Source organism: Streptomyces sp. SID13031 (genome assembly GCF_010548305.1).
Taxonomy (GTDB): domain Bacteria; phylum Actinomycetota; class Actinomycetes; order Propionibacteriales; family Kribbellaceae; genus Kribbella.
Genome location: NZ_JAAGLV010000003.1, coordinates 444,234 through 466,595 on the forward strand (window position 1 = coordinate 444,234; position 22,362 = coordinate 466,595).

The following is a 22,362-nucleotide window of genomic DNA, read 5'->3' on the forward strand; positions in this document are numbered from 1 at the left end:
GTTGAAATCGTGAGCAACCCGGCGACCGTGATCGCCGCGGGTGGCGTCGTCTGGCGGGATGGCCGTGACGGCCGGGAGATCCTGTTGGTACACCGCCCGCGGTACGACGACTGGTCCCTCCCCAAGGGCAAGCTGACCCCGCAGGAGCATGTACTGACCGCGGCCCGGCGGGAGATCGAGGAGGAGACCGGTCAGGTCGTCCTCCTCGGGCCACCGCTCGGCATCCAGCGGTACGAGGTCCGCAAGAACGGCGGCACGGTGCCCAAGATGGTGCACTACTGGTCGGCCGAGCTGATCGGCCCTGAGCGGGAGTTCGTGCCGAGCGACGAGGTCGACAAACTGGAGTGGCTGCCGCTCGACAAGGCGCGGCGCAGGCTCAGCTACCCGCGGGACGTCGAGATCCTGGACGTACTCGACACGGTCACGCCGGTCGTCTCCACGCTGGTCCTGGTCCGTCACGCCCAGGCGGTCAAGCGCAAGGACTGGGACGGCAAGGACACCAACCGGCCGCTGACGGTCGTCGGCCAGGCCACGGCCGAGCGCCTGGTCGAAGTACTGGCTGCTGTGGGCGTCAACCGGGTTCGCAGCAGCGACGCGGAGCGATGCGTGGCGACGATAGCGCCGTACACGGCCTCGATCGGCCGGCAGATCCACCTGCATCCGGAGATCTCCGAGCGCGGGTACGAGACCGACCCGTCGGGGCTCGAGGGCATGGCCGAGCATTCCTGGAAGCCCGACAGGATCACCGTCGTCTGCTCGCACCGGCCGGTCCTGCCCGCGCTGTCGAAGGCGCTCGGGGTGAAGGTCGGCAAGTTCGCCCCCGGCGCCTTCCTGATCGCGCATCAGCTCGAAGGCGGCCGGCTGGTCTACGAGCGCTTCAGAGCCCCCTGATCCGGCCCTTCGAGAGGGCTGGCTGAGACGGCCGCGCGTCCGGTCACCGTTCGTCAGAGGGTTGGGACACGCTGCGACACTTGCAGTCAGAGCACGATCTGTCTGAGGTTCGTGGGCGCTGCGGGATGACCTCGGCCAGGGCGGGTATGTTCCTACCGAGGCGTCCCACCGGGCGCCGGCTCACGGAGAGGTCGGGGCGCCATGACGACGATGCGAGAGCTCACTCTGATCGGGATCCGGATGGAGTCGCCCAACCGGGCGCCCGTGATGATGTTGCGCGAGACCGAGGGCTACCGCTACCTGCCGATCTCGATCGGCTCGGTCGAGGCCACCGCGATCGCCTACGAGGAACAGGGCCTGCGTCCGTCGCGCCCGCTCACCCACGACCTGATGCGCGACGTGATCGAGGCCTTCGGCGTCACCATCGAAGCCGTCGAGATCGTCGAGCTGCGGGACGCTGTCTTCTACGCAGAGCTTGTACTGGGCAACGGCGCCCGCGTCTCGGCCAGACCGAGCGACTCGGTCGCCCTCGCGGTACGACTCGGTACGCCGATCCGCTGCACCGAGCAGGTGCTCCAGGAGGCCGGCGTGGCCACCCCGGAGGAGGAGCAGGCCGAGCTCGAACGCTTCCGCCAGTTCCTCGACGGAGTCCACCCCGAAGACTTCTCCAGCTGACCCAATTGCAACAAGCTGCAACCAGGCTTTTGCACGCAGTACTCGGTGCGCTAGGTTGCCCCCGACGTACTGGTGACGCCGGGGGGCTGACTCACCAGGCATAACTTCTCCTGGGGGATCTCTCCATGCGCAAGACAATCGCTGCGGCGACCGCTGCCCTGATGATGCTCGCGGGTGCCCAAGTCCCCGCCTGGGCTGCTGGCCCCGAGGCGCCGACGGACGTACAGGTCGCCTGGACCAACACCACCACCGGCAGGTTCAAGATCACCTGGACGGACGGCGGCGAGGAGAACCGGGTCCGGATCGAGTACGAGAACACCGACCCGCCGATCTTTTTGACGACGCAGAAAGCCGGTGCGCCGAACGAGGTCAGCCAGGCGGCGAGCTCCCTGCGCTACAACCAGGCCGCGCGAATCGTCGTGGTCAGCCACGACGAGGCCGGGGCCGAGAGCGCCGCGGCTTACTCGCCCTGGTTCGACCTCAACCGGCCGGCCGAGCCGAGCGTCCTGTCGTCGGCCGCGCTGGCTGACGGCTCGGTTCGAGTGTCCTGGTACCGCGACCAGGCGATCCAGGACACGACGCCGAACGACCCGCTCGACCGGCCGTCGACGGACGAGCACGTGGTCACGGAGATCTCCTCCAAGACCGGCCTGTTCGAGGAGTTCCTGACGCCGACCGAAGCCAAGTCGATGACAATTCCGCCTCGTCCACGGCCCTACCTGGTGTCGCTTTCGGCCCGGAACGAATGGGGCGAGAGCGTCGACATCTACCGCTCGAACGTCCATGTCACGACGTTGACCGCCGCCCTCAGCGTTCCCGCCGTCGGCCAGTACTCGGGCACCATCGGCTACTCCGCCGCCGTCGGATCGCCGGAGTGCGCCTCGACGACCTGCGGATACGGCCCGGTCTACCTGCAGGCCCGAGCAGACGCCACCAAGCCCTGGGCCACTGTCGGCAAGTACGACGGCACGGCGCTAAAGTTCACGGGTGCCGTCGGTGTGCCCGGCGGCCGGCAGTACCGCCTGTACGTGCCCGCGTGGAGCTACCAGTGGGACCAGTCCATCGTCGCTCCGCCGATCTCCACCTCCGCCCGGTACTCCGCTGCGCAGGCCAAGTTCACCGTCGTGGGTTTCAACACGACCAGCGCGCGAGTGGGTCAGTTGGTCAAGGCAACGGTCAACGTGCTGCCGGCCGGGACGGTGAAGGCCAGCCTCGAGTGGTACGACGGCAAGGCCTGGCACCACGGGGCGTACATCCCGTTGACCAAGGGCAAGGGCACGCTGACCTTCAAGGCGTCGGGCCGTGGCACGACCAGGTACTGGCGGGTGACCGTGCCGAAGATGACGATGAACGGCCTTCCGATCCTCGCGACCCCGAGTCGCTCGTTCAAGCTGGGGGTGCGTTGAGATGCGCAGAGTAGTAGCGATCGGCGCGGTGGCAGGGATCGTCGGGGTCTGCGTTCAGGTGCCGGCCTGGGCTGCGGCGCCGATCGCGCCCAGCGAAGTACAGGTCAGTTGGAGCGATTCCACCGCAAGTTTGGTGAAGACCACCTGGACCGATGGTGGCGAGTCGAACAAGCTGCGGATCGAGTACAAGGACGGCACTACGGCGGACTGGGCCACCCGGAAGGCCAGTCTGCCGAACGAGGTGATCGGTGGGCGGGCAACGGCCGACAAGGTCGCCCGGATCAGCGTCGTCTCGGTCGACGCCGCCGGGGTGGAGAGTGCCGCGGCCGTATCTCCGTGGTTCGACACCAATTTGCTGGGCCGGCCGACCGTCACCGCGGCCACTCCGCTGGCTGACGGTTCGCTGCGCCTGGCCTGGAAGCGCACTGCGGTCGCCGACACCACCCCGAACGACCCGCTCGACCTCGCTGGAAGCCCCGAGAAGAAGGTCTCGCTGAAGGTCGGCGTGCCGTGGTACGAGGCCCCCGAGGAGCTTTTCCCCTTGCCGGCCGGCGCCACCACGGGGGTTGTTCCGCCGCGACCGCACCCGTATCCCGCGTTCGTCTACCTCCAGAACGAGTGGGGCACGATGGCGTCGCAGCAGATCACGGCCGCCGCTATGAAGGTGATCCTCCGGAAGGTCCCCGCATTCACGCAGTACGGCCGGCCGCTGGTGATCGTCGGCCAGGCCGGTTCGGACAGCTGCCTCAGCGGTGAGTACTGCAGGCTGTGGCAGGGCAACGGGGTCCTGGTGACGATGCAGACCCGGGCGGGCAAGACCAAGCCCTGGCAGTACGCGGGCCGCTTCACCGCGTACGCCGACACCGAGAACGACGACTTCGGGTTCGAAGCAACCGGCGCGGCGGTCGGCGGCCGGGAGTACCGCTTCTACGTTCCCGCATGGTCATACCGCTTCAACGACGATTGGGAGGTCACCGGACAGATGTCGACCTCTCCCCGGTACATCCCGACGCAGGCCTACTACCGCGTGGCCGGGTTCAACACCCTCACCGCGCGCGTCGGGCAACTGGTCAAGACAACCGTCGACGTCCAGCCCGCAGGGACGGTGAAGGCCGACCTGCAGTGGTACGACGGCAAGGCCTGGCACCACGGGGCCTACGTCCCACTCACCAAGGGCAAAGGCGCCTTCTCCTTCAAGGCATCGGGCCGCGGCACCACCCGGTACTGGCGCGTGGTCGTCCCCAAGATGACCATGAACGGCCTACCGATCGTCGCCACCCCCAGCAAGGCCTTCAAACTCACCGTCCGCTGACATCAGAGGATCCACATCATGCGTAAGACACTCATCGCCGGTACCGCCGTCGCTCTTCTGGTCGGCAGCCAACTCCCGGCCCAGGCCGCGGGGCCGGGCGCTCCGGCCGACGTACAGGTCAGTTGGGCGGACGTCGCCAAGAGGACGGTCAAGCTCACCTGGACGGACAACGGTGAGAAGAACTACATCGGCTACGAGATCGACGGCGTGAGGGCCGGAACTCTTCCGGATTTCGAGGCCGCCGGTGGTGACAACTCCGTGATCCTGACGGTCGGCTCGGGCCTGACCGGCCAGATGAAGGTGCGTTTCCTCGTCTGGAGCGAGGATGCCGCCGGCGCCGTCAGCGCCAAGACGCCGACGGCGTGGTTCGACACGTTGCTCTCCGGCGCGCCGGTACTGACGAATGCCGAGATCCTGGCTGACCTGTCCCTGCGGCTCACCCAGCGGATGCCAAGTCCCGCTGCGGATACCACGCCTGATGACCCGCTGGACCTTCCGTCGGGCGTGACGTTCAGCGTCGGACGCTGGACGACCAACGCGGACCAACCGACCGAGACGTTCCCGGTCGCCGCGGGCAGCACCACGACGACGATCCCGCCGCGACCACGGCCGTACAAGGTGGACTTCCAGTCACGCAACGAGTGGGGAAGCCACACCAACTACCTGCCGCTGACGTTCGCGCCGATGGGCGCCGCCCTGAAGGTCGATGCGCTGACCACCTTCGGACAGACGACCGGCTTCCAGATCAACTCGGGTCCGCTGCTGTGCATCGCAGCAGGGCCGTCGTGCCCGTACACCTACTCCGACACAGTGATCACTCAGATCCAGAGCCGCGCGAACGCCAGCCAGCCCTGGAAGACCATCGGGACCTGGTCGAAGACCGGGACGAAGATCTCCGGCGGAGTTCCCGCGGTCGGCAGTACGCAGTACCGGGTCTGGGTCCCGGCCTGGAAGCAGCTCAACCCGAGCACCACTACGGGCATCACCGCGGCGGCCTCGACGACCGCACGGAGCTCTGCGACGCAGGCCAATGTCAGCTTCGGACTCACCAAATCGACCGCCCAGGTCGGTCAGGTGGTCCAGGCAGTCGTCTCGGTCAAGCCGGCCGGCGGGGGTACGGCGAGCCTGCAGTGGCTGGACGGGAAGGTCTGGCGGACGTCGGCGTACATCCCGCTGTCCAAGGGCAAGGGCACGCTGAGCTTCAAGGCATCAGGCCGCGGCGCTACGCGGTACTGGCGGATCGCCGTTCCCCAACTGACCTGGTACGGCAAGACCATCGTGCCGACCGTCAGCGCCCCTGTCTCCCTGACCGTTCGTTGATCCCGAGGACCTGACCATCATGCGTAAGACACTCGTCGCTGCCACCACGGCAGCGGTTCTGCTCGGCGCTTCACAGGTTCCTGCTGTCGCGGCCGAGCCGGAGATTCCGACGGATGTGCAGGTCAGCTGGGCCGATCTGGCCAAGCAGGACATCCGGGTCACCTGGAAGGACAACGGCGAGCAGAACTTCGTCATGGAAGAGATCGACGGGTTGGTGCTCAACCCGGGCTCTTGGCTCGTACGGCAAGATGCCGGTGGCAACAACGAGGTGATTCTCAAGTCCGGCTTCTTCCACAACAGGGACAAAGTCCGGATCACCGTCCGCAACAAGGTCAGCGGCGACAGCCCCCGGGCAGCGTCCGTATGGTTCGACACGAAACTGCCGGTCGCTCCCAAGCTCGTCGGGGCGAAGGTGCTGGCCGATCTCTCCCTGAAGCTGTCGTGGACGCAGCCCAAGGTCGTGGACAGCACGCCGAACGACCCGCTGGATCGCCCGGCCTCGGACGAAACGCTCGCCGTGACGGTCGGCACTGAGAAAGTCGCACTGCCGCTCGGCTCCACGGCTACGACGATCCCGGCGCGTTCCCTGCCGTACGTGGTGCAGTTGGTCGCCGCCAACGAATGGGGACAGGCGACCCCGGATCCGTATCTCACCTTCGGCACGATGACCGCCGGGCTGCGGATCGATCCGCTCGTGAACTTCCTCGACTCTGCGAACTTCGACCTCGATGCCAACGCGAGAACCTGTTCCGGCTGCGCCCCGATCTACGCCGGTGGCGGCCAGGTCTCTTACCTGCAGAGCCGGGTTGACGCGTCGAAGCCCTGGAAGACCATCGGGCGCTACAACGGTGGATCGGGACCTAGGCTCAGTTACTACGTCGGCTCGTACGGCGGTCAGCAGTACCGCGTCTACATTCCGGCCTGGGCCGAGATCAGCAAAGAGCACCGGATCGTCACGCCGCCCTCGTCCACCAGTGCCCGGTACTCCGCGACGCAGACCAAATTCCTCGTGGCCGGGTTCAACACGCTGAACGCCAGGGTCGGCCAAGTGCTCACGACGACGGTGCGGATCCAGCCCGAGCCCACGATCAAGGCGAGTCTGCAGTGGTACGACGGCAAGGTGTGGCACCACGCGGCGTACATCCCGCTGACCAAGGGCCGGGGTACGTTGAGCATCAAGGCGGCCGGGCGGGGCACCACGCGGTACTGGCGGGTCGCGGTGCCTAAGATGTCGTTCAACGGCAAGCCGATCGTGGCTACCGGGAGCCGGGCGTTCAAGTTGACGGTGCGCTGAGGGACGGAAACGCTCTACAACGGGCTGCCTGTGCTGGCAACAGCCAGGCCGACCTTTCCACTTTCCGTCCGTTGACTCGGTATCGGAACGTGACCCAACGGGCGTTTTAGTCACGGTGAGTGACGAGCCTTAACTCAGTTCATCTGTTGTCCTCCTGGCGGCACGCCAGGCGTCGTGATCGCTACCGGAACCGTTCACCGCTCGTTCATCCGGGGCGAGCCACCCGGTCATCTGATCTCCCTAACGTCTGTGGAAGTTCAAGAAGTCTGAATCCCGCAGAAGGGCAACAACTCTCGTGTCCGTCAATCGCCTGCTCCGCGTCGGCACCGTCGCCGTGGCATCCCTCGGCGTCCTCGCTCTGAGCGCCTGTGGCTCCGACCCGGAGCCGTCCGGCACCTCGAGCCCGGGCAGCACCACCTCGTCCACCGGCGGCGACTGCCCGAAGGGCACCCTGAACGCCGAGGGTTCCTCGGCGCAGAAGAACGCCATCGAAGAGGTCATCTCCAAGTACAACGAGAAGTGCGCCGACGTCACGGTGAACTACAACCCGACCGGTTCCGGTGCGGGGATCAAGCAGTTCAACGCGAGCCAGGTCGACTTCGCCGGTTCGGACTCCGCGCTGAAGCCCGACGAGGCCACCGCCGCCGCGACGCGGTGCGCGAACAACCCGGCCGTCAACCTGCCGATGGTCATCGGCCCGGTCGCGATCGCCTACAACGTCGACGGCCTCGACAAGCTGATCGTGGACGGCCCGACCGCCGCCAAGATCTTCCAGGGCACCATCAAGACCTGGAACGACCCGGCCATCGCGAAGCTGAACCCCGGTACGACGCTGCCGTCGGCCGCGATCGCCGTCTTCTTCCGCTCGGACGAGTCGGGGACCACGGAGAACTTCACCAAGTACCTCAAGGCCGCCGGTGGCGGTGCGTGGACCGGTGAGCCGGCCAAGAAGTGGACCGGCACGGGTGCCGGCAAGGAGAAGTCCGCCGGTGTCGCCGAAGGCGTGAAGAGCACCAAGAACTCGATCACCTACGTCGAGTGGAGCTACGCCGTCGACAACAAGCTGGGCGTGGCCCAGGTCGACACGGGCGCCGGCCCGGTCGAGCTGTCCGCGGAGTCCGCGGGCAAGGCGCTGGCCGCCGCGGTGCCGGCCGGTACCGGTAGCGACCTGGCTCTGAAGCTCGACTACGCGACCAAGGCCCCGGGTGCCTACCCGATCATCCTGGTCACGTACGAGATCGCCTGCACCAAGGGCCTGCCGGCCGAGAAGACCGCTCTGGTGAAGAGCTTCCTGTCGTACTTCGCCAGCGCCGACGGCCAGTCCTCGTTGACCGACCTGAAGTACGCCCCGCTGCCGGAGGAGACCCGTACCAAGGTCGACGCCGCCATCCAGGCGATCAGCTGACCCGAGCGACACCGTAGTACAGCGTGATGTGAGCCCCGGTCGTTCCCACTCAGAGGACGGCCGGGGCTTCGCTCGCTGGCTTGCCACCCCGCATCGACCAGGCGCTTGGAGCAGCATCGATGAGTAGTACAGACGGCACGGCCCCGCCCGACCGGCCGACCGACCGCACCCCCGAGTCGAAGCTCGACCTCGGCCCGGTCGGGCACCTCGGCGACCGCTTGTTCGCCGGTCTAGCACGCGGTTCCGGCGGCCTGGTGGTCGTCATCGTCGCGTTCGTCGGCATCTTCCTGCTCGCGCTGGCGATCCCCGCGCTGGCCGACGACAACAGCAGCTTCCTGTTCTCGCGGGTCTGGGAGCCCGGCGGCGAGAACCCCCGGTTCGGGATCGCGGCCCTCTTCTACACCACGCTGATCAGCTCGATCATCGCGATGGTCATCGCGGTACCGATCGCGGTCGGCGTCGCGTTGTTCACCACTTACTACTCGCCCAAGCGGCTGGCCGCGCCGGTCTCGCACGCGATCGACCTGCTGGCCGCGGTCCCCTCGATCATCTACGGCCTCTGGGCGATCATCTTCTTCGCCCCGATCCTGCGCCCGGTGATCAACGGTCTGAGCTCCGCGCTCGGCTGGATCCCGCTGTTCGAGAAGCCCGCCACCGAGAACCTCGGCGTGGTCTTCACCGCCTCGGTCGTGCTGGCGATCATGATCCTGCCGGTGGTCACCGCGATCAGCCGCGAGATCTTCGCCCAGACGCCGATCACCCATCGGGAGGGCGCGCTCGCCCTCGGCGCGACGCGCTGGGAGATGATCCGGATGGCCGTACTGCCGTACGGCCGGTCCGGTGTCGTCAGCGCCTCGATGCTCGGCCTCGGCCGCGCGCTCGGCGAGACCGTCGCCGTACTGATCATCCTGTCGGTGCCGAACGGCAACGACCCGTGGAACGCCTCCATCTTCGCCGGCGGCGAGACGTTCGCCTCGAAGATCGCGAACAACGCCGCGGAGTTCGACTCCCCGGAGAAGACCGGCGCCTACATCGCGGCCGGCCTGGTCCTGTTCGTGGTGACCTTCCTGGTCAACTCCGCCGCCCGCATCATCGTCGCGCGCAGCGGCCCGGGCGGTAAGCGCCCGCGCCGCAACCGCAAGGCCGACACCACTCCCGCCCAGACCGAAGGAGCCGCCTCGTGACCACCATCGCCGCGAACAAGCCGGCGTACGACGGTCAGGCGCTCGATCTGACCGGCAAGTCCGGCGCCCGGGCGTTCAAGAACACCCTGGCCACCGTGCTCATCATCTTGTGCTTCCTGGTCGCGCTCGTTCCGCTGCTGTGGATCCTGTGGACCGTGGTGAGTAAGGGCTACCACCTACTGCTCGACGGGGGCTGGTGGAGCGAGTCACAGCGTGGCGTGACCGTACGCCGGGTCGGCGGCGGTGCGTACCACGCGATCATGGGCACGCTGATCATGTCGCTGATCTGCGCCGTGATCGCGGTCCCGATCGCCATCCTCGGCGCGGTCTACCTGGTCGAGTACGGCAAGGGCACCAAGGCCGCCAAGGTGGTCAGCTTCATGATCGACATCCTAACCGGGGTGCCCTCGATCGTCGCCGCGCTGTTCATCTACGCGGTCTGGATCACCGTGCTCGGGTTCAACCGGGTCGGCTTCGCGGTGTCGCTGGCGCTGGTACTGCTGATGCTGCCGGTCGTGCTGCGCTCCACCGAGGAGATGCTGAAACTGGTACCGGACGAGTTACGCGAGGCGTCGTACGCGCTCGGGGTGCCGAAGTGGAAAACCATCCTGAAGGTGGTCGTGCCGACCGCGTTCGGCGGCATCATCACCGGCGTGATGCTCGGCCTGGCCCGGGTGATGGGTGAGACCGCGCCGCTGCTGATCCTGGTCGGCTACTCGAAGAACATCAACCTGAACCCGTTCGACGGGTTCATGGGCGCATTGCCGACGATGATCAACCAGGACCGCACCGAGCTGGCTCTGCAGCCCGCCGCGGACCGGGTCTGGGCCGCCGCCCTGACGCTGATCCTGCTGGTCCTCCTGCTCAACCTGCTGGCCCGCCTGGTCGCGCGGTTCAGCACCATCAAGTCCAAATAGTCGAGAGGTTCTGAGTCGATATGGCTAAGCGCATCGAGGTCAGCGGCCTCAACGTCTACTACGGCGACTTCAAGGCCGTCGAGGATGTGTCGATGACGATCGAGCCCCGCTCGGTCACCGCGTTCATCGGCCCGTCCGGCTGCGGCAAGTCCACCTACCTACGCACCCTGAACCGGATGCACGAGGTGATCCCCGGCGCCCGGGTCGAGGGCAAGGTGCTGCTGGACCAGCAGGACCTGTACGCGACGGGCATCGACCCGGTCGCGGTCCGCCGGGTCGTCGGCATGGTGTTCCAGCGGCCGAATCCGTTCCCGACCATGTCGATCTTCGACAACGTCGCGTCGGGGCTGAAGCTGAACGGGGTCAAGGACAAGAAGAAGCTCACCGAGGTGGTCGAGAAGTCCTTGCACGGCGCGAACCTGTGGAACGAGGTGAAGGACCGCCTCGAGAAGCCGGGAGCAGGTTTGTCCGGTGGTCAGCAGCAGCGGCTGTGCATCGCCCGGGCGATCGCGGTCGAGCCCGAGGTGATCCTGATGGACGAGCCCTGCTCGGCGCTGGACCCGATCTCCACGCTGGCGATCGAGGACCTGATCGAGAAGCTGAAGGACAAGTACACCGTCGTCATCGTGACCCACAACATGCAGCAGGCGGCCCGGGTCTCCGACCAGACCGCCTTCTTCAACCTGGCCGCGACCGGCAAGCCCGGCCGGCTGATCGAGATGGGTCCGACCAAGCAGATCTTCTCCAACCCGAACGAGAAGGCGACCGAGGACTACATCACCGGCCGCTTCGGCTGAGCCGTTCTCCGCTGCACTCCGCGCCCGTGTCCGCTGGGCCCGCGATCCCTTCTGTTGAAGGGGTTTCGGGCGCAGCGGGTGCGGGCGTCGTCAGTTCACGTTGCGGGCGATGCCGTAGGTAATGAGGAGGACCGTCAAGGCTCTGAGCGACCACGCCAGCGTTCGCGGGCCGATCCGAATCCGGGGCAGCTTGACCAGGCGGGTGCTCTCCAGCGCCCAGGCCAGAATTTGGTAGCCCACGGCAACGCCGATCAGTGGGCCGAGGACCAGCACCACCGGGTTGAAGTGCCAGGCGGCATTCAGGTCTCCCCTGAGTATGGCGGCCGCCATCCGGGTTGCTCCACAGAGTGGACAGTTCAGGCCAGTTGTGGCGTGCAGCAAGCAAGGGACGCCAAGGTGGAGCGATCCGGACAGCTGGTAGACCCCGGCCAGCGCGAATCCGCCGACGCCGACGGCGGCCAGACCAAGTATGTGCCGGTCCAGCGGTTCGACGGGCTCTTGGGGGCGGAGCACGATAGCTTGCCGTGTCAGGATCACGCCCACCAAGGTATCTCCTGGCGCAGGCAACCTGCCGGGATCCTCGACGGCACTTGAGCCGTCTGAGCACTAGCCTGCGCCTGCAAGCCACTCCTCAACACGTCAGTAGAAGGGATCGTCGTGAGCACTCCGACGCCACCGCCGGACAACGACCCGCAAGACCCCAACCAGCCGGGTCAGTACGGCCAGCAGCCAGGGCAGTACGGCCAGCAGCCAGGCCAGTACGGTCAGCAGCCGCAGGACGGGCAGCCGGGACAGCCCCCGTACGGTCAGCCTGGGCAGCCGCCCTACGGGCAGCCAGGTCAGCCGCCGTACGGCCAGCCAGGCCAGCCGCCGCAGTACGGTCAGCAGCCCGGATACGGGCAACAGCAGCCTGGGTATGGGCAGCAGCAGCCAGGTGGGTATCCGGGCCAGCCCGGCGGCTACCCGGGCCAGCAGGGCGGCTACGCCTACGGCAACGAAGTTCCGCAGAACAACACCCCGCAGACGCTGGCGATCATCGGCATCGTCTGTATCTTCCGCTGCTCGCCGGCCGCGATCGTCCTGGGCTTCCTGGCCCAGAGCAAGTTCCGCGAGCAGGGCAAGTCGGACACCCTCGCCAAGGTCGCCTGGATCGGTGGCATCGCCGCCTTCGCGCTCGGCGTGATCGTCTACGCGTCCGGCACCGGCCGCTAGAACTTCGCGGACAAGATCAACGACACGCTGGTCGTCAAGCTCTGACGCTGCGGGGACGAGGCCGGCTTCGGCCCCGTCCCCGGCTCAGCTCTATTTGGACAGCACCAGGCCGGCGCAGGTGACGGACCAGAGCACGCTGGTGAAGGTGCCGATGATGAATCGCTCCGCCACCGCCGTGGGCGTGACCGACGCCGGCTGGTCCGGACTGCGCAGCTCCGGATACCGGGCCAGGCCTTTGATGGCCAGCACGATCGCCACACCCTCAGGCCAGCCCGCCACGATCGAGCCGTAGATGGCAACGCGCTCCAGCGAACCGATCACCGCGCCGCCTCGCAGCACCTCGCCGGCCTGCTGGGTCGACTGCGACCTGGTGTTGCCGCGGTCGACCAGGGCCAGCACCGACGTCGTCAGCGGTCCTCCACCGGCCACCGCGAGACTGCCGGAGGTCAGGAGCAGGATGTTCCACCAGGCCTCCCGCCAGCCCTGTACGCCGTGCCCTGCGAGCAGCAGGATGCCCACAGCCGTCAGGCAGGCCAGCATCACGCCACTGAGCACGATCTCCAGCGTGGCACCCGAATTGGGCACCCAAGCCAGTACGGCGAGCACTAGCGCGACCACGGTCAACCCCAGTACCGCTGCCGTCATGCGGCCTCCCCAGCCTCGAGCAACTGTGCCGCCAGCACGCGTCCGCGCTGCTCCTCGGCGTACCCGGCTGCCTGCGCCCGCTGGGTCACAGCGGACTGGCTGATCCCCAGCTTCACGCCGATCTCCCGCCTACTGAGCCCCTCGGCCAGCAGGTCGGCCACTGCCCACCCGCGCTCGCTACGGCGACGCAGTACCGAGGCCATGAGCCACAGGACGCTCTCCACCTGCTCTGCCGACTGCTGGTTGGCACCGACGACGTTCACGTGGTGGGGGCTGGACTTGGCCCGGTTGACTGCTTCGCGGGCGAGGACGAACGCTTCCCCGCTCCCTGCCCTGGTACTCCGCGGCAGGGGCTGGTCGACAGCGCCGACACCGAGGCCGATGTGCCAGGTGTCCGCGCGCAGCAGCTGCACGACGACATCGACGGTCGCGCGTGCCTCGGAGAGCACGCCCTGCACCTCGTCGCCGGCCGTCCGCTCGAACTTGCGCAGCAGGCCGACCCGGCGCGGCCGCCGGTTCAGCGTATTCAGTAGCTCGGGTACGAGATCGCCGATGCTCCGGCTGCCTCGCTGATCTACCGTGAGAACGAAGACCATCGCCTGTGTACCTCCTTCCCAACGCTGGATTAAGGCTACAGTCTTATTCACGCAGAGTGAAGGGAAAAACCTGAACCGGTTCGCCCGATCACCCACCGTGATCATCGCGAAGGACACCGATTCCCCAATTCTCCGCTGGAATCAGGCCATCGCGCACCCCGACTCACCGCTGTCCTCACGCGGAGTCAGGAGGTTTTTCAACCGTTTGGGCCGCGGACCACAGAGTCCCGAAATTCCTCAGAGGTAATCGAAGTACCGCAGCCACCATGCCGGGGCCCCGGGCCTGGCGTGATGAGCCGGGCCCGGGGTGTCTACGTCAGTCGGCCAGGGGCAAGTAGAGCTTGGAGTCCTTGGCCTTGAAGGTTTCCGACATTTCGGCGAAGCCTGCCTCGATGGCTTCAGCGGAGTCGAGGCCGTTCTCCGCGGCGTACTTGCGGATGTCGGCGGTGATCCGCATCGAGCAGAACTTCGGCCCGCACATCGAGCAGAAGTGCGCCGTCTTGGCCGGTTCGGCCGGCAGCGTCTCGTCGTGGTACGAGCGCGCCGTGTCGGGATCCAGCGACAGGTTGAACTGGTCCTCCCAGCGGAACTCGAAGCGGGCCGTCGACAACGCGTCGTCCCAGTCCTGCGCGCCCGGATGCCCCTTGGCCAGATCGGCCGCGTGGGCGGCGATCTTGTAGGTGATCACGCCGGTCTTCACATCGTCGCGATCCGGCAGCCCGAGATGCTCCTTCGGCGTGACGTAGCAGAGCATCGCCGTCCCGAGCCAGCCGATCTGGGCCGCGCCGATCGCGCTGGTGATGTGGTCGTAGGCCGGCGCGATATCAGTTGCCAACGGCCCCAAGGTGTAGAACGGCGCCTCCCCGCACAGCTCCTCCTCGAGCCGGACGTTCTCGGCGATCTTGTGCATCGGCACGTGGCCCGGGCCCTCGATCATCACCTGGACGTCGTGCTCCCAGGCGATCTTGGTCAGCTCGCCAAGGGTCCTCAGCTCGGCGAACTGGGCCGCGTCGTTGGCATCCGCGATACAGCCCGGCCGCAGCCCGTCCCCGAGCGAGAACGTCACGTCGTACTCGCGCAGGATCTCGCACAGCTCGGCGAAATGCGTGTACAGGAAGGACTCCTGGTGATGCGCGAGACACCAGGCCGCCATGATCGAGCCGCCCCGCGAAACGATGCCGGTGATCCGCTGGGCGGTCAACGGGACATACCGCAGCAGTACTCCGGCGTGCACGGTCATGTAGTCGACACCCTGCTCGCACTGCTCGATCACCGTGTCGCGGTAGACCTCCCAGGTCAGCTCGGTCGGGTCGCCCTTCACCTTCTCCAGCGCCTGGTAGAGCGGCACCGTGCCGATCGGGACCGGTGAGTTGCGCAGGATCCACTCGCGCGTCTCGTGGATGTTCTTGCCGGTGGACAGGTCCATCACCGTGTCCGCACCCCACCGGATGCCCCAGACGAGCTTCTCCACCTCGTCCTCGACCGAGCTGGAGACGGCGGAGTTGCCGATGTTCGCGTTCACCTTCACCAGGAACTTCTTCCCGATGATCATCGGCTCGGACTCCGGATGGTTGTGGTTCACCGGGATCACCGCCCGGCCCCGCGCCACCTCGTCGCGCACGAACGAAGGATCGACCCCTTCCCGTACTGCGATGTAGCGCATCTCCTCGGTGATGGTGCCCGCCCGCGCATGCGCCAGCTGGGTCAACGGCTCACGGCCGGCCACCCACTCCCGGCGTACCGGCGGGAGGCCCGCCTGGACGTCGATCTCCGCGTTCACGTCGGTGTACGGCCCCGAGGTGTCGTAGAGGTCGAAATGCTCCCCGTTGGTGAGGTTCACCCGCCGCTGCGGGACCCTCAGCTCACCCGTGTAGATCTTCTCCGACCCGGAGATCGGCCCTGTGGTGACGGTCGGGCGGACAGTGTTGAATTCCTTCCCCGCCCCACCGCCCCGGACAGGATTGTCGATGGTTGTCACGATGCTGCTCCCTACGCCGGAATTACCCGGACAGGTTCGGCGGTCGGCGGCGCCGGGTTCACCCCAGCCGCCCTCTCAGCCCGCTACAGCGCGAGCTCCCGCGGTATCAACTTGTCGTCGGCAACCCTACCCACAAGATTGCGTACTGCGTACTGGATCCGCGCGCCGTTGACCGACCCGATAGCGTCGGGGCATGCGCGACATCCTGTACCCGCCGGTGATCGGCTTCGCCAAGACGGCCTTCAAGGTGCTCGACCTGGGGTTCACCATGGTCGGGACGGAGCACATCCCGCGGACGGGCGGCGCCGTGCTGGCGCTGAACCACATCAGCTACGTGGACTTCGTGATCGGCGGGTTCGGTGCGCAGCCGAGCAAGCGGCTGGTCCGGTTCATGGCCAAAGAGGTGCTGTTCCGCAACCGGTACTCCGGGCCGCTGATGCGCGGCATGCACCACATCCCGGTGGATCGTGGCGCGGGCGCGGGGTCGTACCGGGAAGCCATCCGCTGTCTCGGCGAGGGTGAGATCGTCGGGGTCTTCCCCGAGGCGACGATCAGCCGGTCGTTCGAGCTGAAGGACTTCAAGTCGGGCGCGGTCCGGATGGCGGCCGAGGCCGGCGTGCCGGTGATCCCGATGGTCCTGTGGGGCACCCAGCGGATGATGACCAAGGACCACCCGCGCGACTTCTCCCGGCACCAGCGGGTCGCCATCACGGTCGGCGAGCCGATGCCGGTCAGCCCGGACGAGGACGCCGTCGAGGCCACCGCCCGGCTGCGGACCACGATGGCCGCGATGCTCGACCGGACCATCAAGGCCGACCCCGAGAAGCCGGCCGGCGCGTGGTGGCTGCCGGCCTCGTACGGCGGGGGCGCACCGACCCCCGAGGAGGCCGACCGGCTCGACGCCGAGGAGCTCCGCGAACGGGCGGCCCGCCGCCGCAAGTAGCTCGAGCGTCTCCCCTCATTCCGGTTATGACCCGCGTCGATATTCGGACGAGGGGTTGACCGAGGCGCGAGCCAGCGGTACGAAGAACCTTTGTATGTCGACTCAGGATCTGGGGGGTCCCTCTCGACGGCAGGGCTGTTCGCGTTCCGCCCCGGACGCGCTGGTCTGCGGTCATCGGGCTGGGCGGGGGAAATGACGACTTTGTACGGATCAGACGAAGATCTGCACCTCTTCGAACCGGGGACACTGAGCATCCCGGGCAATGTGGCCGAGGAGATCCCGGACGTCGGGGTCTACTTCCTCTACTGGGCGACGCAGAACCTGCGCCCGGACCAGGCCCGCGAGATCGAGTCGGCGGTCAACGGCCGGCGCTGCCAGAACGGCTGGTTCCCGCTGGAGAGCCTGGACACCCTCGGCCGCCGGGGCTCCTGGCGCGGCCCGCTGACCTATCTGGCCCAGATGACCGCGAAGGACTCGGCGATCGTCAAGGCGTGGGCGACCATCAACATGGCGCCCGACGGCCACAAGGCGCGGATCGAGGCGACGGCCGACCGGCTGCTCTACCAGCAGGGTCATGCCGCCGCCGCGACCTGGGTGATGGCGGTCCGCCCGCAGGCGTTCCTGAGCCTCACGCTGCTCGGCGACTCGCTCTACAACAACTGGGAGGGCGCAGTGGCCTCGCTCCGCCCGAAGGACGTCGCGAGGTCCGTCCGCCGCTGGAACCGCTGATCTCCCCAATGCTTACGTCCGAAGAAGTGAAGGTCACGTCCCTCCGCTTCTTCGGACGTAAGCAATCAAGGGTCAGTGGAATTGCGGGATGATCAGGTACAGCCCGTAGCCGACCGCTGCGATGCAGGCGAGGAAGCAGAGGCCTGCCACCGCGCCGTCCACCGGGGCCGCGCCCTTCTTGTCCTCGATCGCGACCGCTCGCCGCGACAGCGCGGTCACTCCGACGGCGAACAGCACCGCGATACCGACCCCGAAGACGAGGCTCGCGATCGCGACCTGGCCGAGCGCGCTCCAGTCGATGTGCATCAGATCCTCCTCAGGCAGCCGGTACGGCGGACGCCGGGGCCGCAGTGCCCGGGTACTCGTTGACGTTGTCGGCCGTGACCGGCTTGCGCCGCGACGCGAGGTAGATGAAGCCACCGGCGCCGATCGCGGCGACGGCGATGATCGCGACGCCGAGGTTGCCGGAGTTGGCGACCCGGCCGGCCAGTGCCCCGACCAGCGCGGCGGCGGGCAGCGTGAACAGCCAGGCCAGCGCCATCCGGCCGGCGACCGTCCAGCGGACCTCCGCGAGACGCTTGCCCAGGCCCGCGCCGATGATGCTGCCCGAGCAGACCTGCGTCGTCGACAGCGGGAAGCCGAGGTGCGAGGACGCCAGCAGTACCGCGGTGGAACTGGTCTCGGCCGCGAAGCCCTGCGGCGCCTCGATCTCGGTCAGCCCCTTGCCCATCGTCCGGATGATCCGCCAGCCGCCGAGGTACGTGCCGAGCGCGATCGCCGCGCCGGCCGCGAAGATCACCCACAGCGGCGGCCGGGAGCCCGACGCCAGGCTGCCCGAGGTGATCAGTACCAGCGTGATGATGCCCATCGTCTTCTGCGCGTCACCGGTACCGTGCGCCAGCGAGACGAGTGAGGCGGAGGCGATCTGGCCGACCCGGAAGCCGTCGTCGACCGTCTTCTTCCGTGCCCGCCTGGTGATCGTGTACGCCAGGTAGGTGCCCAGCAGGGCGACCACACCGGCCACGATCGGGGCGGCCACGGCCGGGATGATGATCTTCTGGACGACCGTACCGAAGTGCACCGCGCCGCTGCCGGCCGCGATCCAGGTGGCGCCGATCAGGCCACCGAACAGTGCGTGCGACGAGGAGCTCGGCAGCCCGACGTACCAGGTCAGCAGGTTCCACAGGATCGCGCCGACCAGGCCGCCGAAGATGATCGGGACCGTCACTTTCGCGTCGTCGACCAGGCCGCTGGAGATCGTCTTGGCGACCTCGGTGGAGACGAAGGCGCCGACCAGGTTCAGGACCGCCGACAGGCCGACGGCGACCTTGGGTTTCAGTGCTCCGGTGGCGATCGACGTCGCCATCGCGTTGGCGGTGTCGTGGAAACCGTTGGTGAAGTCGAACACCAGGGCGGTGATGATCACCACGATGACGAGGAACGAAACATCCATCACGATCACATCCCGGAGGGCGGCGTCAGGAGCGCTTTCAAGCTAAGCGCGCAGGGTGAATTCGCCGTGAACTGCTCGAAGAATGAACTACTCCAGGATGAGGTGAGCCAGCGCGTAGACGCCTGCGGCGACGATGCCGGCCGCCGGGATCGTCAGCACCCAGGCGATCACGATGCCCTTCGCGACTCCCCAGCGCACGGCCGACAGTCGCTTGGTGGCGCCCGCACCCATCACCGCGGAGGTGATCGTGTGCGTGGTCGAGACCGGCGCGTGCAGGCCGATCGCCATCACGTAGAGCACGGTCGCCGCGACCGCTTCGGAAGCGAAGCCGCGGGCCGGATCGAGGTGGATGATCCGGCGGCCGAGGGTTCGCATGATCCGCCAGCCACCGGAGTACGTGCCCAGCGAGATCGCGGTCGCCGCCGAGATCTTGACCCAGATCGGGATGCCATCGTTCTTGTCCACGTGCCCGGTGGTGAGCAGCGCGAGGAAGATCACGCCCATCGTCTTCTGAGCGTCCTGCAGGCCGTGACCGAGCGCCATCCCGGCCGCGGACAGCGACTGGGCCAGCCGGAAACCACGGGTGGTCTTGCCGGGATTGCTGCGCCGGAAGATCCACAGGATCGCGATCATCAGCAAGAAGGCGCCGGAGAAACCGATCGCGGGTGACAGGACCATCGGGATGACGACCTTGTCCACGATGCCGGACCACAGTACGACGCTGGTGGAGGCGAGCCCGGCACCGACCAGGCCACCGATCAGGGCGTGCGAGGACGACGACGGCAGGCCGAAGTACCAGGTGATCAGGTTCCAGGTGATGGCACCGACCAGCGCGGCGATCACGACCACCAGGCCGTGCCGGCCCGACGGCAAGGTGATGACGCCCTTACCGATCGTCTCGGCCACCTCGGTGCCCAGGAAGGCGCCGACGAAGTTGAAGAACGCCGCCATCACCAGCGCCACCCGCGGCGTCAGCGCCCGGGTCGAGACCGAGGTCGCGATCGCGTTGGCGGCGTCGTGGAATCCGTTGGTGTAGTCGAACGCGAGCGCGATCACGACGACCGCGATGACGAGCGGGAGCTCCACGCTCAGCTCTCCTTGACGGCGATCTGTTCGACCGTGTTCGCGACGTGTTCGAAGGCGTCGATGGCGGCCTCCAGCAGGTCGACCACGGTCTTCACCTTCATCACCGTCAGTGCGTCGAACTCGCCGCTGAACAGCTTGGCGATGATCCGGCGGTGCACCGCGTCACCGGTGTTCTCCAGCCGGTTGACCTCGATCCAGTACTCCGCCAGGTCCTTCATCGTGCGCAGCCGGGGCATCGTCTCGGCGGTCAGCGTCGCCATCCGCTGCAGTACCTCGATCTGCTCGGCCACCTCGGCCGGCAGCTTGTCGAGGTTGAACAGATGGACCGAATCGACCGCCTCTTCCATGTAATCCATGACGTCGTCGAGGTCGGAGGCCAGCCGGTAGATGTCCTCGCGGTCGAACGGCGTCACGAAGGTCGAGTTGACCCGGCGAATGATCGAGTGAGTGGTCTCATCCGCGGCGTGCTCGGCATCCTTCATCTGGACGGCGATCTGCTGGCTCGCGGCGAGTCCGGATCCGGCCGTGCTGTTGAGCAGCTCGGCGAGGATGCGGGACCCGTCGACCAGGTGGTTGGCGGATTCGGTGAAAAGGTCGTAGAACGTCGGGTCGTTCGGACGCAGACGTAACGGCACTTCAAGCTCCGGGTGAACGAGGGACAAACCTTGAACATGCTAGGGGCAACGGACTGCTGACGGAGCATCCGCCTGGTCAAGGTATCGCGAGACGATGAACACGTTGACTCAGGGCAACCGGAAAGCGACCAGCAGACTTCAGCGCGTCACCACGGCGTAGAGGTCGAAGAAGCCGACGACGAGGACCAGCCCGGCCGCCAGCCGCAGGACGCGCTCGGAGCCCAGGGCGCTCGGTTCGACGCCTCGCCGGTAGACCGCGCTGACGGCCGCCCAGCAGGACAGGGCGAGCACGGTGACGACGATGCCGAGGCCGAGCCGGACGTCCGACGTACCGTGGCCGGAGGCAACCAGCAGGGCGCCGTTGGCGACCAGGCCGAGGGAGGTACGGCGCCAGGCGAGCAGCGTGCGCTCGGGTTGGAGACCAGGATCACGTGGGGTTGTGCTCATCGCCACAGGCTGAACAGCAGGCCGATCAGTCCGACAACGGCGATGGTTGCCCCCAGCACCAAAGGCAGCCTGGTCACCGGGAGTGGTCCACCGGTACGCATTGCGGTCAGGTTGGCCTGCCAGCGGCGGAAGGCGCCGGCAGTGGTGGCGATGCCCGCGGCGACCAGGACGATCCCGATGACGCGGGCCGGCCAGCGGTCGGGGCCGAGATCTAGGAACTGGACGGCCGACAGCCCACCCGCGTAGCAGGCCAGGGAGGTGCGCAGGTACGCGAGGTAGGTTCGCTCGTTGGCGAGAGTGAACCTGTAGTCAGGCTCCTGCCCAGGTGTGCTCATCCGCAGCTCAGCAGGCCATGGTTCTGCTTGAGGGTGAGCACCCGCTGGACGCTGCTCTGGAGGCTGGCCGCGAAGGCCTTGTCCTGCTGGGCCTTCACGACCAGTGCGTTGACCATGGTCGAGGTGAGCGAGGCCTTGGCGGTGATCACGATGTCGCCGCCGGCCGCGACGAACCGGGTCGCCCGCTGGCCTGCCGGGACCGACGCGACCTCTGCGGCCGCCCCGACGTCGTCGGTGATCACGACTCCGCCGTACCCGAGGTCGCCGCGCAGCATGCCGCCGATGATCGTGGGCGAGAACACAGCGCGGTTCTTCGGGTCGATCTTGGTGTAGGTGACAGTGGAGACCATCACGAGGTCCGAGCCCGCCTGGATGCCCGCGGCGAACGGTGCGAGGTCGTCGTCGTTGCGGACGGTGACGGTGTCGACCACCCCGGAGGAGAAGTCGGTGTTGCCTTTGACCCGGCCGAGGCCCGGGAAGTGCTTGACCGACGTCATCACCCCGGCCAGCTCCATCCCCTTCACGAACGCGGCGACGTGCGGGCCGACCTTGCCCGGCGTGTTGCCGTAGCCACGGTCCAGTGCCCCGATCGGAGCGTTCTTGTCACCTAGGGACGCCGGTACTACGTCCGCGACCGGCGCGAGGTCCATATTGACGCCGGCCTGCTTGAGCTGGCCGGCCCAGGTCTTGGCGCGGGCGGTCAGCTTGTCGTCGGACCAGGTGGCCTGCACTGTCGCAGCGGGGATGCGGTCGAAGCCAGAGCCCTTGAGCCGCTGGATCTTGCCGCCTTCCTGGTCTGCGGCGATGAAGGGGCTGATGCCCTTCACGGTGGCCGTCTTGGTGACGACGGCCATCGCAGTACGGGTGTGTGCGGCGCTACCGCCCACCCCCATGAGGAGGAGGCCGCCTGGCTTCTGGGCGCCGGCTATAGATCGCTCTGCAGCCGTCATGCCGTTGGTGCTGATGCCGGTCATGATCAACTGGGCCGCCTGCTCGCGCAGGGTCAACTGCTGCAGCTTCTGATCCACACAGTCGCCGGCAGGTGCGCTGGGGGTCTGACTCGGAGGCTGGCTGGGCGTCTGCGATGGGGTCCCGGTGGGGG

Annotated in this window: 24 protein-coding genes and 1 riboswitch; of the genes, 13 read left to right on the forward strand and 11 right to left on the reverse strand. The window is 67.3% G+C overall.

All coding sequences use genetic code 11. From position 1 onward, the window contains the following. Nucleotides 1-9 precede the first annotated feature (9 nt). The 10 genes from G3I17_RS42045 (at nt 10) to pstB (ending at nt 11,201) form a co-directional block, all read left to right on the forward strand. On the forward strand, nt 10-891 hold the full coding sequence (locus G3I17_RS42045; protein WP_343238247.1) for an NUDIX domain-containing protein: 882 nt from the start codon (nt 10-12) through the stop codon (nt 889-891). A 210-nt stretch (nt 892-1,101) separates the two neighbouring features. Then, entirely contained in the window at nt 1,102-1,566 is a 465-nt protein-coding gene (locus G3I17_RS09495; protein ID WP_203589974.1) for a bifunctional nuclease family protein, read from the forward strand. 125 nt (nt 1,567-1,691) lie between these two features. After that, nucleotides 1,692-2,972, forward strand: a complete 1,281-nt coding sequence (locus tag G3I17_RS09500; RefSeq protein ID WP_164595557.1) for a hypothetical protein — start codon at nt 1,692-1,694, stop codon at nt 2,970-2,972. A gap of 1 nt (nt 2,973) precedes the next feature. Then, complete coding sequence (locus G3I17_RS09505) at nt 2,974-4,284, forward strand: hypothetical protein (RefSeq protein ID WP_164595558.1); 1,311 nt, start codon at nt 2,974-2,976, stop codon at nt 4,282-4,284. A gap of 18 nt (nt 4,285-4,302) precedes the next feature. Continuing rightward, entirely contained in the window at nt 4,303-5,604 is a 1,302-nt protein-coding gene (locus tag G3I17_RS09510; RefSeq protein ID WP_164595559.1) for a hypothetical protein, read from the forward strand. A gap of 19 nt (nt 5,605-5,623) precedes the next feature. Further along, entirely contained in the window at nt 5,624-6,898 is a 1,275-nt protein-coding gene (locus G3I17_RS09515) for a hypothetical protein (protein WP_164595560.1), read from the forward strand. A gap of 295 nt (nt 6,899-7,193) precedes the next feature. After that, the gene (pstS, locus tag G3I17_RS09520) at nt 7,194-8,303 is read left to right on the forward strand and encodes a phosphate ABC transporter substrate-binding protein PstS (protein WP_164595561.1); all 1,110 of its coding nucleotides are present in this window, start codon (nt 7,194-7,196) and stop codon (nt 8,301-8,303) included. Nucleotides 8,304-8,422: 119 nt separating this feature from the next. Then, nucleotides 8,423-9,487: a phosphate ABC transporter permease subunit PstC gene (pstC, locus tag G3I17_RS09525; protein WP_164595562.1), complete on the forward strand. Its 1,065-nt coding sequence runs from the start codon at nt 8,423-8,425 to the stop codon at nt 9,485-9,487. Further along, a complete protein-coding gene (pstA, locus tag G3I17_RS09530; RefSeq protein ID WP_164595563.1) occupies nt 9,484-10,404 on the forward strand; it encodes a phosphate ABC transporter permease PstA in 921 nt (306 codons plus the stop codon). Before pstC ends, pstA begins: the two co-directional genes overlap by 4 nt. Nucleotides 10,405-10,424: 20 nt before the next feature. Then, a complete protein-coding gene (gene pstB, locus G3I17_RS09535) occupies nt 10,425-11,201 on the forward strand; it encodes a phosphate ABC transporter ATP-binding protein PstB (RefSeq protein ID WP_164595564.1) in 777 nt (258 codons plus the stop codon). 90 nt (nt 11,202-11,291) lie between these two features. Here pstB and G3I17_RS09540 read toward each other — a convergent pair whose 3' ends face one another. Next, nucleotides 11,292-11,744 (reverse strand): DUF2752 domain-containing protein, encoded by a 453-nt coding sequence (locus G3I17_RS09540; RefSeq protein ID WP_343238248.1) that lies wholly within the window; start codon nt 11,742-11,744, stop codon nt 11,292-11,294. Between the two features lie 114 nt (nt 11,745-11,858). Between G3I17_RS09540 and G3I17_RS39750 the strand changes: the two genes are divergently transcribed. Then, nucleotides 11,859-12,413: a hypothetical protein gene (locus G3I17_RS39750; protein WP_203589924.1), complete on the forward strand. Its 555-nt coding sequence runs from the start codon at nt 11,859-11,861 to the stop codon at nt 12,411-12,413. A 90-nt stretch (nt 12,414-12,503) separates the two neighbouring features. Here the strand turns inward: G3I17_RS39750 and G3I17_RS09550 are convergent, their stop codons facing one another. From G3I17_RS09550 to thiC, 3 genes are all read right to left on the reverse strand, one after another. After that, nucleotides 12,504-13,058, reverse strand: a complete 555-nt coding sequence (locus G3I17_RS09550; protein WP_164595565.1) for a hypothetical protein — start codon at nt 13,056-13,058, stop codon at nt 12,504-12,506. Further along, entirely contained in the window at nt 13,055-13,654 is a 600-nt protein-coding gene (locus G3I17_RS09555; protein WP_164595566.1) for a transposase, read from the reverse strand. Before G3I17_RS09555 ends, G3I17_RS09550 begins: the two co-directional genes overlap by 4 nt. Before the next feature lie 316 nt (nt 13,655-13,970). Then, nucleotides 13,971-15,632, reverse strand: coding sequence for a phosphomethylpyrimidine synthase ThiC (thiC, locus tag G3I17_RS09560; protein ID WP_343238249.1), 1,662 nt, complete (start codon nt 15,630-15,632; stop codon nt 13,971-13,973). Beyond that, nucleotides 15,622-15,744, reverse strand: a riboswitch (TPP riboswitch). Its footprint overlaps the gene before it by 11 nt. Before the next feature lie 81 nt (nt 15,745-15,825). On the opposite strand from thiC, the gene G3I17_RS09565 reads away from it, so the two are divergent. Continuing rightward, nucleotides 15,826-16,575, forward strand: a complete 750-nt coding sequence (locus G3I17_RS09565; RefSeq protein WP_164595567.1) for a lysophospholipid acyltransferase family protein — start codon at nt 15,826-15,828, stop codon at nt 16,573-16,575. A 192-nt stretch (nt 16,576-16,767) separates the two neighbouring features. After that, entirely contained in the window at nt 16,768-17,304 is a 537-nt protein-coding gene (locus G3I17_RS09570) for a hypothetical protein (protein ID WP_203589925.1), read from the forward strand. Between the two features lie 72 nt (nt 17,305-17,376). Here G3I17_RS09570 and G3I17_RS09575 read toward each other — a convergent pair whose 3' ends face one another. The 7 genes from G3I17_RS09575 to G3I17_RS09605 all read right to left on the reverse strand — a co-directional run bounded on the left by G3I17_RS09575 (nt 17,377) and on the right by G3I17_RS09605 (nt 22,288). Continuing rightward, on the reverse strand, nt 17,377-17,610 hold the full coding sequence (locus G3I17_RS09575) for a hypothetical protein (protein ID WP_164595568.1): 234 nt from the start codon (nt 17,608-17,610) through the stop codon (nt 17,377-17,379). Between the two features lie 10 nt (nt 17,611-17,620). Beyond that, on the reverse strand, nt 17,621-18,757 hold the full coding sequence (locus G3I17_RS09580; RefSeq protein WP_164595569.1) for an inorganic phosphate transporter: 1,137 nt from the start codon (nt 18,755-18,757) through the stop codon (nt 17,621-17,623). 87 nt (nt 18,758-18,844) lie between these two features. Then, the gene (locus G3I17_RS09585; protein ID WP_164595570.1) at nt 18,845-19,843 is read right to left on the reverse strand and encodes an inorganic phosphate transporter; all 999 of its coding nucleotides are present in this window, start codon (nt 19,841-19,843) and stop codon (nt 18,845-18,847) included. Between the two features lie 2 nt (nt 19,844-19,845). Next, a complete protein-coding gene (locus G3I17_RS09590) occupies nt 19,846-20,478 on the reverse strand; it encodes a DUF47 family protein (RefSeq protein ID WP_164595571.1) in 633 nt (210 codons plus the stop codon). Nucleotides 20,479-20,616: 138 nt separating this feature from the next. After that, nucleotides 20,617-20,925 carry a DUF202 domain-containing protein gene (locus G3I17_RS09595; RefSeq protein ID WP_164595572.1) on the reverse strand — a complete coding sequence of 103 codons (309 nt, stop codon included), beginning with the start codon at nt 20,923-20,925 and terminating at the stop codon, nt 20,617-20,619. Continuing rightward, entirely contained in the window at nt 20,922-21,260 is a 339-nt protein-coding gene (locus tag G3I17_RS09600; protein ID WP_164595573.1) for a DUF202 domain-containing protein, read from the reverse strand. The genes G3I17_RS09595 and G3I17_RS09600 overlap by 4 nt, the downstream gene beginning before the upstream one ends. Next, entirely contained in the window at nt 21,257-22,288 is a 1,032-nt protein-coding gene (locus G3I17_RS09605) for a glycoside hydrolase family 3 protein (protein ID WP_164595574.1), read from the reverse strand. The genes G3I17_RS09600 and G3I17_RS09605 overlap by 4 nt, the downstream gene beginning before the upstream one ends. Nucleotides 22,289-22,362: the final 74 nt, after the last annotated feature.

What these genes read in the sequence shown, in the direction of transcription:
- G3I17_RS09565 (WP_164595567.1), top strand. Translation starts at nt 15,826, where the DNA reads ATGCGCGACATCCTGTACCCGCCGGTGATCGGCTTCGCCAAGACGGCC.
- G3I17_RS09600 (WP_164595573.1), bottom strand. Translation starts at nt 21,260, where the DNA reads ATGAGCACACCTGGGCAGGAGCCTGACTACAGGTTCACTCTCGCCAAC.
- pstC (WP_164595562.1), top strand. Translation starts at nt 8,423, where the DNA reads ATGAGTAGTACAGACGGCACGGCCCCGCCCGACCGGCCGACCGACCGC.
- G3I17_RS09570 (WP_203589925.1), top strand. Translation starts at nt 16,768, where the DNA reads ATGACGACTTTGTACGGATCAGACGAAGATCTGCACCTCTTCGAACCG.
- G3I17_RS09510 (WP_164595559.1), top strand. Translation starts at nt 4,303, where the DNA reads ATGCGTAAGACACTCATCGCCGGTACCGCCGTCGCTCTTCTGGTCGGC.
- G3I17_RS09595 (WP_164595572.1), bottom strand. Translation starts at nt 20,925, where the DNA reads ATGAGCACAACCCCACGTGATCCTGGTCTCCAACCCGAGCGCACGCTG.
- G3I17_RS09505 (WP_164595558.1), top strand. Translation starts at nt 2,974, where the DNA reads ATGCGCAGAGTAGTAGCGATCGGCGCGGTGGCAGGGATCGTCGGGGTC.
- G3I17_RS09580 (WP_164595569.1), bottom strand. Translation starts at nt 18,757, where the DNA reads ATGGATGTTTCGTTCCTCGTCATCGTGGTGATCATCACCGCCCTGGTG.
- G3I17_RS09555 (WP_164595566.1), bottom strand. Translation starts at nt 13,654, where the DNA reads ATGGTCTTCGTTCTCACGGTAGATCAGCGAGGCAGCCGGAGCATCGGC.
- G3I17_RS09575 (WP_164595568.1), bottom strand. Translation starts at nt 17,610, where the DNA reads ATGCACATCGACTGGAGCGCGCTCGGCCAGGTCGCGATCGCGAGCCTC.
- G3I17_RS09500 (WP_164595557.1), top strand. Translation starts at nt 1,692, where the DNA reads ATGCGCAAGACAATCGCTGCGGCGACCGCTGCCCTGATGATGCTCGCG.
- G3I17_RS09515 (WP_164595560.1), top strand. Translation starts at nt 5,624, where the DNA reads ATGCGTAAGACACTCGTCGCTGCCACCACGGCAGCGGTTCTGCTCGGC.
- G3I17_RS09550 (WP_164595565.1), bottom strand. Translation starts at nt 13,058, where the DNA reads ATGACGGCAGCGGTACTGGGGTTGACCGTGGTCGCGCTAGTGCTCGCC.
- G3I17_RS09495 (WP_203589974.1), top strand. Translation starts at nt 1,102, where the DNA reads ATGCGAGAGCTCACTCTGATCGGGATCCGGATGGAGTCGCCCAACCGG.
- pstB (WP_164595564.1), top strand. Translation starts at nt 10,425, where the DNA reads ATGGCTAAGCGCATCGAGGTCAGCGGCCTCAACGTCTACTACGGCGAC.